This window comes from Candidatus Effluviviaceae Genus V sp. (genome assembly GCA_014728125.1).
Taxonomy (GTDB): Bacteria; Joyebacterota; Joyebacteria; order Joyebacterales; family Joyebacteraceae; genus WJMD01.
On sequence record WJMD01000053.1, the window covers coordinates 1 to 15,396 of the forward strand.

At 67.7% G+C, this 15,396-nt stretch carries 13 protein-coding genes; 2 read left to right on the plus strand and 11 right to left on the minus strand.

Annotated elements, in window-relative coordinates; translation table 11 throughout:
• Positions 1–81 precede the first annotated feature (81 nt).
• The 9 genes from GF405_02925 to GF405_02965 all read right to left on the minus strand — a co-directional run bounded on the left by GF405_02925 (position 82) and on the right by GF405_02965 (position 9,459).
• A complete protein-coding gene (locus GF405_02925; GenBank protein ID MBD3367114.1) occupies positions 82–2,478 on the minus strand; it encodes a T9SS type A sorting domain-containing protein in 2,397 nt (798 codons plus the stop codon).
• Positions 2,479–2,685: 207 nt separating this feature from the next.
• The gene (locus GF405_02930; GenBank protein ID MBD3367115.1) at positions 2,686–3,474 is read right to left on the minus strand and encodes a hypothetical protein; all 789 of its coding nucleotides are present in this window, start codon (positions 3,472–3,474) and stop codon (positions 2,686–2,688) included.
• A 13-nt stretch (positions 3,475–3,487) separates the two neighbouring features.
• A complete protein-coding gene (gene thiL, locus GF405_02935; protein ID MBD3367116.1) occupies positions 3,488–4,516 on the minus strand; it encodes a thiamine-phosphate kinase in 1,029 nt (342 codons plus the stop codon).
• Entirely contained in the window at positions 4,498–5,685 is a 1,188-nt protein-coding gene (locus GF405_02940; protein MBD3367117.1) for an amidohydrolase, read from the minus strand. The genes thiL and GF405_02940 overlap by 19 nt, the downstream gene beginning before the upstream one ends.
• A 58-nt stretch (positions 5,686–5,743) precedes the next feature.
• Positions 5,744–7,306 carry an NAD(P)H-hydrate dehydratase gene (locus GF405_02945; protein MBD3367118.1) on the minus strand — a complete coding sequence of 521 codons (1,563 nt, stop codon included), beginning with the start codon at positions 7,304–7,306 and terminating at the stop codon, positions 5,744–5,746.
• A 13-nt stretch (positions 7,307–7,319) separates the two neighbouring features.
• Positions 7,320–7,688, minus strand: coding sequence for a holo-[acyl-carrier-protein] synthase (acpS, locus tag GF405_02950; protein ID MBD3367119.1), 369 nt, complete (start codon positions 7,686–7,688; stop codon positions 7,320–7,322).
• A 6-nt stretch (positions 7,689–7,694) separates the two neighbouring features.
• A complete protein-coding gene (locus GF405_02955) occupies positions 7,695–8,387 on the minus strand; it encodes an HAD-IA family hydrolase (GenBank protein MBD3367120.1) in 693 nt (230 codons plus the stop codon).
• Between the two features lie 96 nt (positions 8,388–8,483).
• Complete coding sequence (locus tag GF405_02960; protein ID MBD3367121.1) at positions 8,484–8,675, minus strand: hypothetical protein; 192 nt, start codon at positions 8,673–8,675, stop codon at positions 8,484–8,486.
• 88 nt (positions 8,676–8,763) lie between these two features.
• Positions 8,764–9,459: a deoxyribonuclease V gene (locus GF405_02965; protein ID MBD3367122.1), complete on the minus strand. Its 696-nt coding sequence runs from the start codon at positions 9,457–9,459 to the stop codon at positions 8,764–8,766.
• A gap of 35 nt (positions 9,460–9,494) precedes the next feature.
• Between GF405_02965 and GF405_02970 the strand changes: the two genes are divergently transcribed.
• Both GF405_02970 and GF405_02975 read left to right on the plus strand, forming a co-directional pair.
• Entirely contained in the window at positions 9,495–10,910 is a 1,416-nt protein-coding gene (locus GF405_02970) for a redoxin domain-containing protein (protein ID MBD3367123.1), read from the plus strand.
• A gap of 12 nt (positions 10,911–10,922) precedes the next feature.
• Positions 10,923–11,234, plus strand: a complete 312-nt coding sequence (locus GF405_02975; protein ID MBD3367124.1) for a redoxin domain-containing protein — start codon at positions 10,923–10,925, stop codon at positions 11,232–11,234.
• Positions 11,235–11,289: 55 nt separating this feature from the next.
• Here the strand turns inward: GF405_02975 and GF405_02980 are convergent, their stop codons facing one another.
• Both GF405_02980 and GF405_02985 read right to left on the minus strand, forming a co-directional pair.
• Positions 11,290–13,044 carry a hypothetical protein gene (locus tag GF405_02980; protein MBD3367125.1) on the minus strand — a complete coding sequence of 585 codons (1,755 nt, stop codon included), beginning with the start codon at positions 13,042–13,044 and terminating at the stop codon, positions 11,290–11,292.
• 38 nt (positions 13,045–13,082) lie between these two features.
• A complete protein-coding gene (locus tag GF405_02985) occupies positions 13,083–15,344 on the minus strand; it encodes a hypothetical protein (protein ID MBD3367126.1) in 2,262 nt (753 codons plus the stop codon).
• Positions 15,345–15,396 lie beyond the last annotated feature (52 nt).

A 15,396-nucleotide genomic window follows, 5' to 3' on the forward strand; every position in this document is an offset into this window, starting at 1 on the left:
TGAAGCACGGAACGTGCTGCTGTCGCGGCGACCGACGTCCGGACCGTCCGGCTGACCTTCAAGGGTGGCCGGCCCGGCGACTCACCTGATCAGAAGGACCTTTCTGTCAAAGCGCTCGCCGTCCGTCTGCATCCGGGCGAAATAGGTTCCGGAGGCGACCTGACGGCCGTTCTCATCGCGCCCGTCCCAGCGGACAGATGTGGATCCGCCGGCGACGTGACGATCGAGCAGTGTTCTTACGAGCCTGCCGCTCACGTCGTAGACGGCGACGGTGACGCGGCCGGGCTCGGCCATCTCGAACGCGACGCTCGTGGCGTCGCGGAACGGGTTCGGATAGTTCGGAAGGAGCGCCGTTCTCGATCCGGTGCTTCCCGGCGTCACGATGCCCGTGGTTCCCACGACGCCGACCGACGCGCCGTACGGGACCGCGTTCCGCGCCGTCACGGTGAGCAGGAGGTCGTCCTGCTGACCGGGATCGACGGAGAGAACGGCCAGGCCCGAGGCGTCGGTCGAGACCACCTCATAGATCGAGCGGTCGATCGACATCACGCACACGACGGCATCCTCGACCGCTCCGCCGCCGGCCGTGACCGAGACGGCGAGATCGACCGGCGAGCCGTCGGACTCGATCTCCGCATCGTGCTGGACGTCGAGCTCGACCGGAGTGTCGGTCCAGATGGGCATCTCCGGGTCGCCCAGGAGGTTGAGCTCGTACATCGCGTACCGCATGTAGTCGTCGGTCATGGCGGTGCCGACGTACTGGTGCTTTGCGTCCGCGTGGACGAGGCCCGCGTGAGCAAGCTCCTTCGTGAAGAGCGAGTTCATGAACTGCTGGCTGTAGAGATCGGACACGCACTGCCCGGGATACCCGGGGCAGCCCCACCCGTATCTGCTGTTCCCGACGTAGGCGACGCCTCCACCTGTTGCAGAGCGGAGCCAGTGCTCTGCGAACGTGTCGTGGTCGATGGCCGCCGACCAGCAGCCGACAGAGTAGAAGAGGCCGCCGCGGGCGCCGTTCGCGAGCGCGTCCATGTCGGCGTTCACCAGATTGTCCGGACCGATACTGGCCCGACCGATGTTGGCGTGCCCCTCGTGGGCGACGATGCCGCAGCCAGCGTCGATGGCGGCGAGGGCCACGGTCTTCGAGAGAGTGCCGTCGCGCTCGTAGAGCTTCGTCGTCGGACCGAAACGGTTCGGGACGTAGTCGTCGACCAGCATGTCCAGAGCGACGCCGCCGTCCGTGTAGGGGTCGGGGTCATCCCAGAGGATCTCGGCGAGCAGCACCATCTCGAGCTGGAAATCGGGCACCACGTCGAACGGCGCGCCCTCGTACGCGAGCACCTTGTCGACAAAGAGCGCCGCGTCGGCCTCATCGACGACCGGGGCGCGGCCCACGAAGACGTCCGAGAACATGTCGACGGCGTCGTCGTCGATCTCGCCCCAGCGGCCGTCCCCGTCCGCGTCCCACGAGCCGTCGAGGTCGGCGTAGTAGAGGTCGCACGGGATACCCTGGTCATAGAAGAAGTCGTGTGCGAGACGCGCCGGCACCTGTCCGGTGTCGCCGCCCAGAAGCACGTACTCGGTGCCCCGGTTCTCCGCGTAGTCCGTGATGGCGTTTCTGATGGCCTCGGCCGTATCGACGCCGGAGTAGGCGGGTTCGCTGAGGATCTCATCGATCGTCAGGATCTCGGCGGGGACGCCCTTCCGGGTCTTCCAGTCGGCCAGCTCCTGGAAGGCCGGGGCCAGCGCCGGCGTCGTCACGATGAGCTCGCGCACCGTTGCACTTCCCCCGGTCCGGACGCGAGCGGGAGCCCGGTCCGCGTTCACCACGGACCGCCTGACGGCACGAAGGGCCGCTTCGCCGGTGGGCTCGCGCAGTGCCCGCCCTGGCGCGGTCTCGACCGTGATATGAAGCTCCGTCACGAGGCTGAGCTCGCCGGTCGCCGGGACATAGCGAAGCGGCGTCACGATGACGTTCGCGATGCGGTGTCCGGCCAGTGTCCCGTCCCCGACCAGCCTTGCGACCTTGGGAGGATAGGGCAGCCTCGACATGTATGTCTCGCTGTTGGGCTGGGGAGCGATGGCTGCCTCGTGAGAGGAGAAAGCGGCCGGCCGGGGAACGGGAGAGATCATGTACGAACCGGGAACGGCGACCGTGTCGACGCACTCGACCGACACGGAGCGCGCGACGCATCCGGAGGGAAGAAGAAGCTGGACGGTGACTGCGGGAAGCATTGGCTCGGAGATCGCGGTAGTGTAGTCGGCATCCGCCAGCGACACGAGATCGTAGCCGCTGCGGGACGAGATGGAGAGATCCTCCACGTCGAACGTCAGCGTGGCGGTGACCGACGCGGGAGCCGTCGCCGCCGTGAGCGTGAGAAGGATCAGGGCAAGGCAGGAGGTTCCCGCCCATCTCGCCGCCGACCGGATCAGGGAACCCTCCGTGGCGATCCTCGGACCAACCGAGCGCTTCTCCACCGTCCAGCTCCTCCCGGTCGCGCGCTGTTCCCAGAGTGAAAACAAAGAAGGCCCTCGACCTGTTGTCAGGTCGAAGGCCTTGATCCCCAGTCCACTTACTAAGATACCACAAGCTGTTCAGCGCGTCAACAATAAAACTACGGGCTGTGCAGCCTGTGTCAGAAAGCCCCTTGCAGAAGGCGGTTCGTTAGCCTCTCGATATGTTCATCATCTGAACAGCGCCTTCAGCGCTCCCCACGTCGTCGCCCGCACGGCCTCGCCCTTGAGCCACGGGTCGTAGTCGACGACGCCGTAGACCGCCGGACTGTCGTCGTTGTCGTAGATGCCGGCGGCGATCTCCGGTTCGCTGGCGGTCCCCCACCAGTTGTCCTCCGCCACGATGGTGACCAGGGGCGACGTGTAAGACGAGAGGTAGATGTTCCACGGGTTGTCGGTGAAGTTCGAGCCGCTGATCCCGGGCCGGCTCTCCCGTCCCCAACAGAGGACCCCGACCGATGTCAGACCCGTGAACGAGCAACCGGTGATCGTGGGCGAGCTCCGAAGACAGCGGATACCGACCACGCTCTCCGTGAACGTGCAGCGGTCGACGTCGCCGTCGGAGACATTCATCTCAAGGCAGGCGTCCGCGTGCAGGAAATCGCAGCGGGCGAACGACGAGCCGGCCGACGCGTACACGCTGATACCGTCCCAGTCACCGACAGCGGGAGACGCGGTCGACGACCTGAACGCGATGCGCGAGCCCGACGTGCCGGCCGCGACGATCGCCGACCCGGCGTCGGTCGTGAGCGAGCCGCCCGGTTCGAAGCGCACCTCGGTCCCGCCCTCGATCGTGAGCGTCGCCTCGAACCGAACGCGGACGTCTCCCGTCACGATGTACGGCGTCCCGGAAGGTCCCCAGGTCGTGTCGCTGAGGACGTTCCCGGAGATGATCGTCTCTGCGCCGACCGTCCCGCAGAGGGCCAGGGCCAGACCGCAGGCGAACCACGGAAGCCTCATTCCCGTCCTTCTCTCACCGCTCGTCCGTCTCACTCAGGTGTTCGTACCCTGTCCGCGTCAGCTCCCGCTCGCCGCCCTCTCCGGTCACGACGCGACGGCCCTGAGCCCGGGGAACCACACGTCCGATCGGCGTCACGGCCGTGCCCGTCACGGCGCGCACGTGCTCAACCGTTCTCTCGAGCTCCGAGCCCGGGATCGTGACAATGAGTTCGAACTCCTCGCCGCTTCCGAGGGCCAGCTCGAGCCGACCGACACCCAGCATCTCTCCCACCCGCGCGGTCTCGGACGCGACCGGCACCGCGTCCTCCTCGATCTCGACGCCGACGCCGCTCTCGGCGGCGATGTGCAGCAGGTCGCTCGAGAGGCCGTCGCTCACGTCGATCATCGCGTGCGGGGTGGCGACATCGATGATCGCCTGCGCCTCGGCGACGCGCGCGACGGGGCGGCGGTGTCGGCTCCTGACGGCCGCAACGTCCGCGTTCTCGTCGAGGTCCGACGCCAGCGAACGCAGCCCGGCCTCGGCGCCTCCGAAGTGTCCCGTCACGATGATCGTGTCGCCGACGACCGCTCCCGACCGCGGAACGATCCGCTCCTGGTCGGCCGCCCCGATGAGCGCGATCGAGACGACGAGCCCGCCGGGCGTCCCGACGATGTCGCCGCCGACGACCTCGCCCCCGTGCCGCGAGAGGACGTCGAGCATCCCGTCGTAGAGCCTGTCGATGCCGTTGTCCGGGAGGTCGTCGGGGACACAGAGCGAGACGACCGCCTTCGTCGGGAAGCCACCCATGGCAGCAATGTCGCTGAGATTCGCCGTCATGCACTTCGCGCCGATGTCCTCGAATGTCGCGAAGCACCGCCGGAAGTGGACGTCCTCGACGAAGATGTCGGACGTGAGAAGCAGGAGCCCCTTGCCCGGCTCGATGACGGCCGCGTCGTCGCCCGGGCCGATCACGGTCCTGGGTGCCGGCGCGCCGATGCGGCGGCGGATGGCCTTGATGAGGTCGAGCTCGCCCCGTCGGGACATCACAGCTCCTCGAGACATCTGAGGCCTGAGTCGGCGAGGACCGCGGCGCCCATCCAGAGGACGTCCTCGTCGATGTCGAACTTCGGGTGGTGCCAGGGGTACGTGATGCCCTTCTTCCTGTTGCCGGCGCCCGTCCTGAACATCATCCCGGGAACCTCGTTGACGAAGAAGGCGAAGTCCTCGCCTCCCATGGAGGGCTCCGGAAGCTCGACGACCGCCCGGCGTCCGAGCAGCGCCCGACCGCTCTTCCGGACGATGTCGGTGATCCGGGAATCGCACTGAAGGACGGGATAGCCGCGCGTGTACTCGAACTCGTAGCCGCCCCCGCCCGACTTCGCCACGCGGGCCGCCGTCTGTTCGATCATCTTCTCAACGAGTTTCCGGTCCTTCGCGTCGAGCGTTCTGGCGGTCCCCTCGTACTCAACGCGGTCTGCGATGATGTTCCTGCGGTAGCCCCCCTTCACCGTGCCGAGGGTCACGACGACCGGGTGCGTCGGATTGATGCGCCTGCTCGGGATCGTCTGGAGCGCGAGCGCGACCTGTGAGCCGAGCACGATCGCATCGACACCGAGGTGCGGCTTCGCGCCGTGGGCCGCCTCGCCAAGGACGACCAGCCGGAAGTCGTCGGCGGCCGCCATCATCGGTCCCTCCCGGACGCCGACCTTCCCGATGGGGATCATCGGGTCGACGTGCACGCCGAGGATCACGTCGACGTCGGGCTTCTTCAGGACACCGTCCTCGATCATCGCCTGGGCGCCGCCCGGCGGCGCCTCCTCACACGGCTGGAAGAGGAACTTGAACGTGCCCGAGAATCGCTCTCTCCGTTCGGAGAGCAGCATCGCGGCGCCGAGGAGCGTCGTCGTGTTGGCGTCGTGGCCGCAGGCGTGCATCACGCCCTCGACGGTCGACCTGTAGGCCACTTCGTTCTGCTCGGTGATCGGGAGGGCATCCATGTCGGCGCGCATAGCGACGGTCTTCCCCTTGCCCGTCCCCTTCAGGAGACCGACGACGCCGGTCTTCGCCACACCCTTCGTGACCTTGATATCGAGGCGCTCGAGCGTCTTCGCGATGAGCGCCGACGTGCGCGTCTCCTCGTAGCCCAGCTCCGGGTGCATGTGGATGTCGCGCCTGATGTCCGAGAGCTTCTTCGCCAGGCGCTTCGCGTCCTTCAGGATGTTCTCAGACATCGCTCCCCCTGTTTGGTCGTGCGCCGATCGGCCGCCGTGGCGACCTCACACCGGATTCTCAGCCCGTCAGGTCCCTCGTGCCCTCGACCGACAGCAGCGCTTCGGGCAGGGCGTCCAGCACGTCCCCGGCCAGCATCCCTCTCGAGCCCATGCGCGTCTCGACGATGTCGCCCGCGAGACCGTGCACGTACGCGCCGAGGGCCGCCGCCTCGAACGGCTCGAGTCCCTGGCCGATGAGCGAGGCGATGACCCCGGTCAGGACATCCCCGGTTCCTCCGCTCGCCAACCCGACGCCCCCGGTCGGGTTCAGCCAGGTCTCTCCGCCCGGCTCCGCGACGATCGTGCCCGAGCCCTTGAGCACTACGACGGCCCGCGTACGCCTCGCCGCCTCGAGCGCAGTCTCTCGGCGCGCGGAAGTCACTGAAGCGACATCCGTGTCGAGGAGCCGCGCCATCTCTCCCGGATGAGGCGTGAGGACGAGCTCCGCCGACCCCGTACGGGCGCCGATGAGATCGACGTCGAGCGCATTCAGCGCGTCGGCGTCGAGCACGCACGGCACCACGGCCTGCCTCACGAGCTCTCTCACGACCGCCACCGTCTCGGGATGGGTCGAGAGACCGGGACCGACGGCGGCAACGTTCGCATTCTCAAGCAGTTCCCGAACCGGCTCGAGCGCATGCTGCGACAGCGTGCGGTCGGTCGTCGCCGGCATCGGTCGGGTGATCGCCTCCGTCAGCTTCGTCTCCAGGATGTCGTTCACGCCGGCCGGGCAGGCGACGAACACAAGGCCCGAGCCCGTCCGCAGGGCGGACGTCGCGGCCAGCGCGGCGGCGCCTGTGTAGCCCGCGGACCCGGCGACGACGACCACGCGCCCGAAGCTCCCTTTGTGCGAGTCGGGGCTTCTGGCCGGCAGGAGAGCCGCGGCCTCATCCGGCAGCATCACGTTGTCGTCGACCCCGACGTGCTCGATGGCCTCGTCCGGCATCCCGATATCGACGACGAACAGCTCCCCGACGACCCGGGGTCCCTCGCCGAGGAAGAACCCGCGCTTGGGGAGCGCCATCGTACACGTCCAGTCGGCACGGACGCATTCACCTTCGGCATCGCCGGTCGTCGCGTTCAGCCCGGAGGGGACATCGACGGCGACGACCGGCCGACCGGCCGCGTTGATCCGCTCGATGACGTGCCCGGACAGCCCGCGCGGCGCACCCGAGAAGCCCGTGCCGAAAAGGGCGTCGACGACGGCCGATGCGCTCGAGAGGGACTCGACGAGCTCGGGAAGATGCTCTGGCTCCGTGAGCTCCATCACTTCGTCCGGGTCGAGGCGGTCGAGGTTGACGCGGGCGTCCCCCGAGACATCCTCGGCAGTACCGACGAGGAACACGCGGACAGCCATGCCGTTGGTCAGCAGGTCGCGGGCGATGACGAAGCCGTCGCCCCCGTTGTTTCCCTTGCCGCAGACCACCACGACGCGGTCGCCCTCTGACAGATCGGCGACCCTCTCGAGCCTGCGCGCCGTCCCGAGTCCGGCCCGCTCCATGAGGTCGATACCCGGAACGCCCATCCCTTTGATGGCGCGCTCGTCGATGGCCCGCATCGTGTCTGCAGTCACGAGCTTCATGATACTCCCTGCGCTAGTCCTCGATGACGACGACCGCCTGTGCGGCGCGTTCCGAGTGAGAGAGACTGACGTGGGCGCTGCCGTCGCCCAGAAGCTCGCGGCAGCGTCTGTGAAGACGGAGGGTCGGGGCGCCGCTCCGTTCGTGGACGACCTCGACGTCGGTCCATCGCATGCCCGGCGCGAGTCCCGTCCGGAGGGCCTTCAGAAACGCCTCCTTGGCCGCGAAGAGCGCGGCGTAGGACGCCATACGCTCCCGGAACCTCTCGCAGTGTTCGATCTCCTGCTCGGTGAAGAGATACCGGAGGAACCCCGGCCTCGATCGTGCGACGACTTCCTCGAAGTGTGAGATCTCGACGACGTCGGTCCCGACCCCTCGGATCATGCTGACCTATCCGTCCTCGTCGGCCATCAGCTGGTCGACGATGGTGACCAGCTCCGCGATGTCGTCGATCTCGTAGTCCGCGCCGGAGCGGGTGGCGCCGGAGGTGTCCCCGTACTTCGCGTACACGGTCTTGATCCCGACGCCGTGCGCGCCCGTCATGTCGCGCGCGGGCCAGTCTCCGACCATCAGCACCTCGGAGGGCTTCATCTCCAGAAGCTCGATCGCGCGGAGGAAGGGCGCCGGGTCGGGCTTCCTGACGTTCGTGTCCTCGAAGGTGATGACGTGATCGAAGAAGTGCTCGAGCTGGAGGTAGCAGAGGCGCGACCAGGCCTGGAAGCGGGGAGCGTCCGAGAGGATCGAGAGTCTGAGGCCGCGCTTCGCGAGATCGAGAAGCGTCCGCTTGACGTGCGGGTAGAGAATCAGTGTGTACTCACGACCGCGACGGTAGCCGATGACGGCCGCCGTGTGGATCATGGGATCGATCTCGCCGTACTCCTCCATGAGGAACCGGTCGAAGACCCGCTGGTCCTCGATGCCCTCACGGTCGTAGATCTCGAAGAGGCGGCGCTTGGCTTCCTCGGGCGGCATCTCGAGACCCGCGTCGATCATCGCCTCAATGGCGGCGTCGATCGAGACCTCCTTCATTCTCATGAAGTCGGTCAGCGTGTTGTCGAGATCGAAAATGACGGCGCGTAACAAGGCTTCCCCCCTCGTGCGTGTCGGGCGCGGGCGGGACCTCTCGGGCACAACGCCGGCCGTCGGGGGCCGTGACCGGACGCCGGATCGTGTCAGGAGCTACTTCGTTCCCTCATTGACCCGGTTGCCGCGGCTGATCTCGCCGTTGTCGATCCTCAGATGAAAACCACAGTTCGGGTTCGAACACACCCACGCCTTGTAGGTGATCGCCGCCCCGTCGCGACCGTAGTCGGACAGCGGCACCAGCACACCCTTCTCACACATGCGGCAGGCAGGAAACGTGTTCGGCATCCTGTCACCCCCCATCCCGTTCTCGTACGCCTTCACCCGGACTCCCTCCAGCGCGGCGCCTCCGGCGACGCGCCTCACCTGATGCTCCTCAGTCGCCCGGACCGAGCTCGCCGCGCTTGGCACGCGCAGCAGCATTGTGCGCGAGACGCGTCGGCTCCGGCAGTCTGTAGCCCCGGCACGTCTCCAGCACGCGGGCGGCCGCGGTCTCGATGGTGACGGCGTGGCCGGGCGATACGAAGAGCGGCCGGGTGTTGTCTTTCGTTCTCAGGACGACGCCCACCTTGCGCCGTTTGACCAGCAGACTGCGCATCGATCCGCGCTTCTGCTTCGGTTCCTTGAACTCGCCGACGAGACGCGACTTGGCGCACCCTATCGACGGCCGTTCCAGGAGGATGCCCATGTGAGAAGCGAGCCCGAGACCGCGCGGATGTGCTATCCCCTGCCCGTCGAAGAAGAGGAGATCGGGCCGCGTCCCGAGCTTCTCCCAGGCCGCGCACACGACCGGGCCCTCACGGAACGACAGCAGACCCGGAACATACGGAAACGTCGGCTTCATCGAGGCCCACGAGACCTCGGTCGCTTCGAGCGAGCCGGGGTCGAGCACCACGATGGCCGCGTACAGGAGGTCGCGGCGCCGGTCGAACGCCACGTCGACGCCGCCGAACGTGTGAGGCTCGCCCCCGACATCGTCGAGGACGAGCTCCGCCACGAGCTCTTCCTGGATCCGGAACGCCTCCTGGACCGAGACGGCCCAGGGGTGTTTCGGGGCTCCCCTCATCCGCATCTCCAGTAGACTACAGAAGATAGCGTATCGGAGGGATGGACTGGAAGTCAACGCCGAAGTCGTGTAGCATCGGCGTGAATGAACAGGATTCGTTTTGCGGAGCGCCCGCGCATCGCAGCGTAGGACGCTTCACGTACACTGGAGGCGCCATGCGAAGAGGACTCTGGATCGTCGTCGTCATCGCCGTCATCGCGGCGGGGCTCGGGCTCGCTCTCCGTCAGGGAGGCGATCAGACCGAGGCCGAGATCGATGCCATCGTCGCGCTGACCGACCCCGCGGCCCGGTCGACGGCCGCACTCGAGTACGTGCTCGAGCATCCCGGACTCGAGCAGGAGCCGCTCTGGCGTGTCCTCGGTGTCGGTCTCGACAGCGCGGCCGAGGCGCACGGCGAAGAACGGGCCGTTGCCCTCGGTGAGTCGCTCGCCGCGCTCACGCTCCCGCCCGCGCACCGCCAGGAGGTTCTCTCCTATCTCGACTTCCGGTACATGCAGAGCGAGGACCCGGAGGCGTACGTGCGGGGCGAGGCCATTCTGCGCGAGCTCCTCGGCATGGAGGAGGTGACCTCACAGACGCTCGCCGTCTCGGCGTGGCTCCATGCGCAGCACCCGGAGACCGACAAGGAGCTCGCTCTCGAGGCGGCGATGCGGACTTACGCGCTCGCCGTCGAGGAGGGCACGGCCGAGTACGTGATCTATCCGGTCGATCTCGGATACCGCGCGTACGTCGAGTCGGTCGCCGAGCGCCGCGGCCTCGATGCAGGACTCGCTGCAGCGGACTCGCTCTTCGAGACGGCCCCGGACGAAACAGCGCGCGGGCTCGCGCTCGTCCAGACCTACCGTCTCGGCGTCGACGACGCTCCTCAGAAAGCGGGGCGAGCGGTCGATGACATGATGTCTCTCGCTGGATTCGAGGCGACCAGCCTCATGAACGAGGTCGCCTACGACATGGCGGAGCGCGGCTTCGAGCCCGACCTCGCTCTCGAACTGTCGGAAAGGGCTCTCGAGCTCGCGCCGTCCCGGCGAGACAGCGTCAACATTCTCGACACGGCGGGCTGGGCCGCGTATGCGGCAGGCCGCCACGACCTCGCCGTTCGCTACCTCGAGGAAGCGGTCGAGAAAATGTCCGAGTCGCTGTCGCTCGACGTCGTCATGGTCGACCACCTTCTGGACGCATACGATGCGGCCGGGGCGGAGGACAGGGCGATCGAGCTTCTGGCGACGGTCGCCGCGCGCTCACCCGACGCGGACGATCCGGCCCGCGGGCTCCTCGCAGACCGTCTCGAAGCCCGCGACGGCACCGCGGACGCGCTCGACGATATGGTAGCGGCGCTCCGCTACGAGGGCATCGAGCAGGCGCCCGACTTCTCCCTCCCCAACCGGGACGGCGAGGTCGTGTCGCTCGAGGACCTCCGGGGTGACGTCGTGGTGGTCGCGTTCTGGGGCTATGGCTGAGGCCCGTGCCGTGTGGAGTTTCCACACCTGGTCGAGCTCAACGAGCGGTATGAGGGACATAACGTGTCGTTCATCTCGATCGACGGTGGCCGGAGACCCGGCGCCGGCGAGAGCTTCCTGGATGAGCAGGGAGCCGTCCACATCATCCTGAACGACCGCGAGAGGGAGGCCTTCGACGCCTACGGTGTGCGCGGGATCCCGACGACGTGCATCATCGACCATGCGGGACGCCTGATGTACCGGCACATCGGCTTCAGCGAGGGCGACGAGGAGCTGTATGCCGCGGAGGTCGACGCGCTCCTGCGCTGGATGCCGGCGAGTTAGTCGGCCCGCGAGTCGCGTGGCCGCGACCGAAGGTCAGAAGACGACGACCGGTGCGCTACCCGCCCGGGGCGCACCGGTCGAACACGTAGACGCCGCCGGTTCGCATCCAGACCGACAGCTCGTCCTCGCCGTCGGCGTCCGTGTCGAGCGGAAACGCCTCGACCCGCATGCACGCGGGCATGTCGTTCGGGTAGCGTCCCGACACCGACGAGCTCCAGTCACACGCTGCCCGCGCGTGCTCTTCGAGCTCGGCATCCAGCACGACCAGGTCGCCGCGCCCGCACCAGAGCGTCCCGCCGCCGGGCACGTCGTCCCACCTTGACCAGGCCGTCTCGACCGCCACGACGTTGTGAAGGCCGTCGCCGGTCAGATCGGCGGCGGCCACCGGGATCGTCCGGCTGCGCCACTTGACGCCGCAGTCCATGAACGGGCCCGAAGCCCCGCCGGCGGGCAGCAGCAGGTCCTCGTCCGATACACTGCTCGCCTCTATCGCGAGCTGCGCACTGAGAAGGTACCTATGCCGGTCGGGACCGCCGGTCGCAAGCTCGCTGTTCCCGTCACCATCGACGTCGGCGACGACCAGACCGTAGAGGCCCCCCAGGTCGTCCCGGCGGGCCAGTACCTCCCCTCCAGCCGACAGGACGACGGCCCCGCCCGTTCGCTGGCTGTAGCCGCTCGACCACGTGACCGCCACCTCGAGCCCCGGGCTGTCGGCCAGCTCGGCCGCCGCGGCCTGCGTACCGACGTAGACGCCGTGTACGCGATGCCGCCAGAGGATATTGCCTCCCTGATCAAGGCACAGGACGTAGGCGCACCCGGCGTCGGTCGTGCCTCCTCCGCTGACGTCGTTCTCGGCGCCGTAGGTCTCCAGCAGGATCTCGGCAGATCCGTCGCCGTCGAGGTCGACCACATGGTGTCTGAGGCACAGCACGCCGAGCCGCCGGTACCACGCGACGCGCTGCCGCTCCGGGGCGACGGCGAGGAGACCGCGATGGCTGCCGCCGAGGTCGTCGGTGTCCGTGATCTTCACACGGTCACCGTCGTCGAGGGTCGGCTGGTCAAAGAGCATGTGAAAGAGATCGGTGTTCTGGTACCCGATGTCGGACTCCGCAATGACGACCGACTCCCCGCCCGTCCTGTACGGCACACCAGCGCCGGGTACGTACCGGGGGTCGAGCGGGAAACGCTGTCGGGCCGCGCCTTCGCTGCCGACGACGGACAGACCCGAGACCACGACGAGGCTCTCACCCCGCGCCGCCCGAGCGACCGCTCGCTCGACCGTGCCGGGGTCGGAGAAACGGAACTCGCTCGCGTAATTGTGGAGAAAGAGGCCCACCGTGTCGTAGAGGGCCGTGTTCCCGACTGGCTCGCACCACACCTCGGGCAGCCACGTGAGGAGGTCGGGCGCTCCGCGCTCCGAGGGAAGCGCGCTGACGAGACGCGTGTCGACGAGATGTGCCACCGTGTCGCCGGCCGTCGTCCGGACCTCTGTCGTGTAGACCCTGATGCCCTCGGGTTCAGCATAGTCACAGAAGACGACGTACGGGAACCCCTGATCGTCAGCACCGCACACGTTGGACATGAGCGTGGACGGTTCAAGCACGCCGTCGAGCACGACGCCCGGCCAACCACCCTCGGACAGGGACATCTCGAAGGCATAGGTTCCCTGCTCCGATGAGCCGGATTGACGCTCCCAGGCGCCGTTCGGCGTCCCGCGGCCGTCCAGGGCCAGGAGCAGCGCGGCGCCGGCTGCGGCGACGGTCAGAATGGAGAGAAGGAGTCTCTGGAGCGAGAACGAACGAGACGGCATGCTGGGCCCCGTCTCCGGGGATCGCGCGGGATGGGCATCTACTTCAGCAGCACCATTCTGCCCGTGTCCCGACGACCGCCGGCCTCGTACCGGTAGAGGTAGACGCCGCTGGCGACCGGCCGGCCGGAGGCATCCGTCCCGTTCCAGACGGCGGCGTGCTCACCGGGCTCCGAGGGTCCATCGACCAGCGTCGTGACGTGTCGCCCGCTCACATCGTAGACGGCGAGCATCGCCTCGCGCGCGTCGGCCGGGACCGAGTAGCGGATCGTCGTCACCGGGTTGAACGGGTTGGGCGTGTTCTGCGCCAGCGCGAACCGTGCCGGGTCGCCGATACCCGTGCCGTCGTCCACCGGCAGGCTCTGGATCAGCGTCATGCCGTTCGACCGCGTGATGGTCAGCGTGACGAAGTCCTCCGGAAGCGTCCCGTCGATCGGGACATCCGCAACTCCGATGGAGTCGGCGACCGCCGCGCCGATCAGGACACCCTTGCTCGACAGGGCCGCCGTCGAACCCGGCGTCGTCTGGACGATGAAGGAGTGCTGCCTGTCATCGACGTAGCCCTGGTGGGCGGCCGTCGTGGGCGACGGCGTGTCGGAGCGGACGAGCAGGCTGGGGTCTCCGAAGAGATGCCAGCTCTTGAACTCGGCCTCCCCGCTCCACCCGTGGTCCTCGATCATCGCGCAGGCGCCGTTGATGCACAGCCCGCCGAGCGTGCGCATCTGCTCCGTCACCAGCAGGTGGTTGATCTCGGAGAGAGCGGCAAGAGGCGGTACCCACTGCATACCGACGGTCGACGCGTAGATCCCGACCGCCCCCGTCGACGCGTCTCCCTCGGTCGCCCGCATCCAGACCTCGGCGAAACAGGTCTTGTCGGTGAACTGGCCCGTCCGGCACGCGACGCTGACGATCCAGGGCAGCATGTCGACGTTCACGAGCGAGTTGACGTCGTTGTTGATGAAGGTCCCAGTGGACCACCCCATCGTCGAGCCGTGCCCCAGGTAGTTGATGAGGCTTCGCCCGTCGTTCACCGCGTCACGGATCATGTCGTCGGTCACGCCGGGGTCGTAGAGCGTGTCGGCCTCGGTGAAGGTATAGCCGAGGAGCGTCTCGCGAACAGCCCTCATGTGAACGTAGTCGGGCGTTCCCGTCCCGCCGTCGTCGTCCGAGGCAATACAGCAGGCGCGGCGGTACCAGTCGGCTCCGGGCTGCGGATCGCGCTCGTACTCGATCCAGCGCTCGACCTGCGCCTCCACCTGCTCCTCGCTCTCGGCGGAGAGCCGCGCCACGAAGAGCTCAGGGTAGCTGTCGGAGCCCGCGATGAGCGAATAGATCGGGTCGGCCGCCTGTCCCGAGTACGTGAAGTACGGCATCTGGTCGTCGTCTCCGACCAGGAGGACGTAGGCGAGGCCCTCGGCGTTGTAGAGCGATGTGATGTAGTCCTTGATGTCGTCCGGCGTCCTGCCGATCGGCGTGAGCTTCGCGACCGTCGTCTCGAGTCCCCGCTGGTTCTTCCACTGCGCCAGGGGCGCGACCTCCTCGAAGAACGAGTCGTTCGTGATGATGAGCATCGGTCCGTCTTCGGCGACGGAGGGGTAGCGGCTCGGGTCCGTCCCGTAGTTCAGGAAGGTCGTCCGGTAGAGCGTCTCGAACTCCCGGCTCGACGAGGGCGGACGGGATGTCAGGACATTTCTCTCGCCGGGGCCGTCGGTCTCGACCGCAAACGTGACGCTCGTCCAGACGCGCAGCGCGCCGGTCGCGGGGTTCCAGCGCACGGGGTGCATGCGGACCGTCGTCCCGCGGACGTCGCGCATGATGAACGGCTCCCCGAGCTCGACGAGCGCCTCCGGGTACCAGGCGTTCCGTTCGAAGACATCCGAGAAGACATGATCGACGGTCCGTGGATCGACCGAACGCGGAAGGCTGCCCTTCGACGGAGCGAGCGCGGCCGGGCCGAGTTCGACGAACGTCTCGTCCAGCACGCGGACGCGCATCCGCGCATCGTCGGGGATGACCAGTGAGGCGCTGACGACCGGGAGGTCGGGGTCGCCCGCGATGAGAAGCTGAGGATGACCCGGAAGCCGGAGCCTCTCACGCTCCTCGCCCCGGATGACGACGTGCTCGGAGAGCAGGGTCCCGAGGTCCAGCCTCAGGACGACGCGGTCGGGCCCGCTCGAGAGAAGCGTGACCTCGGCCGGACCGCCGCCGGGCACGACATCGAACTCATCGGCCGCCGCTGCCGTCGCTCCGATGAGAGACGCCGCGAGAAGGAGCACTGAGAATGTGGCGATGCAGAGCCTCATGGCGACTCCCGTTCACCGATACAACAACGGGGCCCGGACAGAGCCCCCACCA

Coding starts and splice junctions, on each gene's coding strand:
- GF405_02960 (MBD3367121.1), bottom strand. CDS start 8,675: ATGCCGAACACGTTTCCTGCCTGCCGCATGTGTGAGAAGGGTGTGCTG.
- thiL (MBD3367116.1), bottom strand. CDS start 4,516: ATGTCTCGAGGAGCTGTGATGTCCCGACGGGGCGAGCTCGACCTCATC.
- acpS (MBD3367119.1), bottom strand. CDS start 7,688: ATGATCCGAGGGGTCGGGACCGACGTCGTCGAGATCTCACACTTCGAG.
- GF405_02970 (MBD3367123.1), top strand. CDS start 9,495: ATGGACTGGAAGTCAACGCCGAAGTCGTGTAGCATCGGCGTGAATGAA.
- GF405_02985 (MBD3367126.1), bottom strand. CDS start 15,344: ATGAGGCTCTGCATCGCCACATTCTCAGTGCTCCTTCTCGCGGCGTCT.
- GF405_02965 (MBD3367122.1), bottom strand. CDS start 9,459: ATGCGGATGAGGGGAGCCCCGAAACACCCCTGGGCCGTCTCGGTCCAG.
- GF405_02930 (MBD3367115.1), bottom strand. CDS start 3,474: ATGAGGCTTCCGTGGTTCGCCTGCGGTCTGGCCCTGGCCCTCTGCGGG.
- GF405_02945 (MBD3367118.1), bottom strand. CDS start 7,306: ATGAAGCTCGTGACTGCAGACACGATGCGGGCCATCGACGAGCGCGCC.
- GF405_02940 (MBD3367117.1), bottom strand. CDS start 5,685: ATGTCTGAGAACATCCTGAAGGACGCGAAGCGCCTGGCGAAGAAGCTC.
- GF405_02980 (MBD3367125.1), bottom strand. CDS start 13,044: ATGCCGTCTCGTTCGTTCTCGCTCCAGAGACTCCTTCTCTCCATTCTG.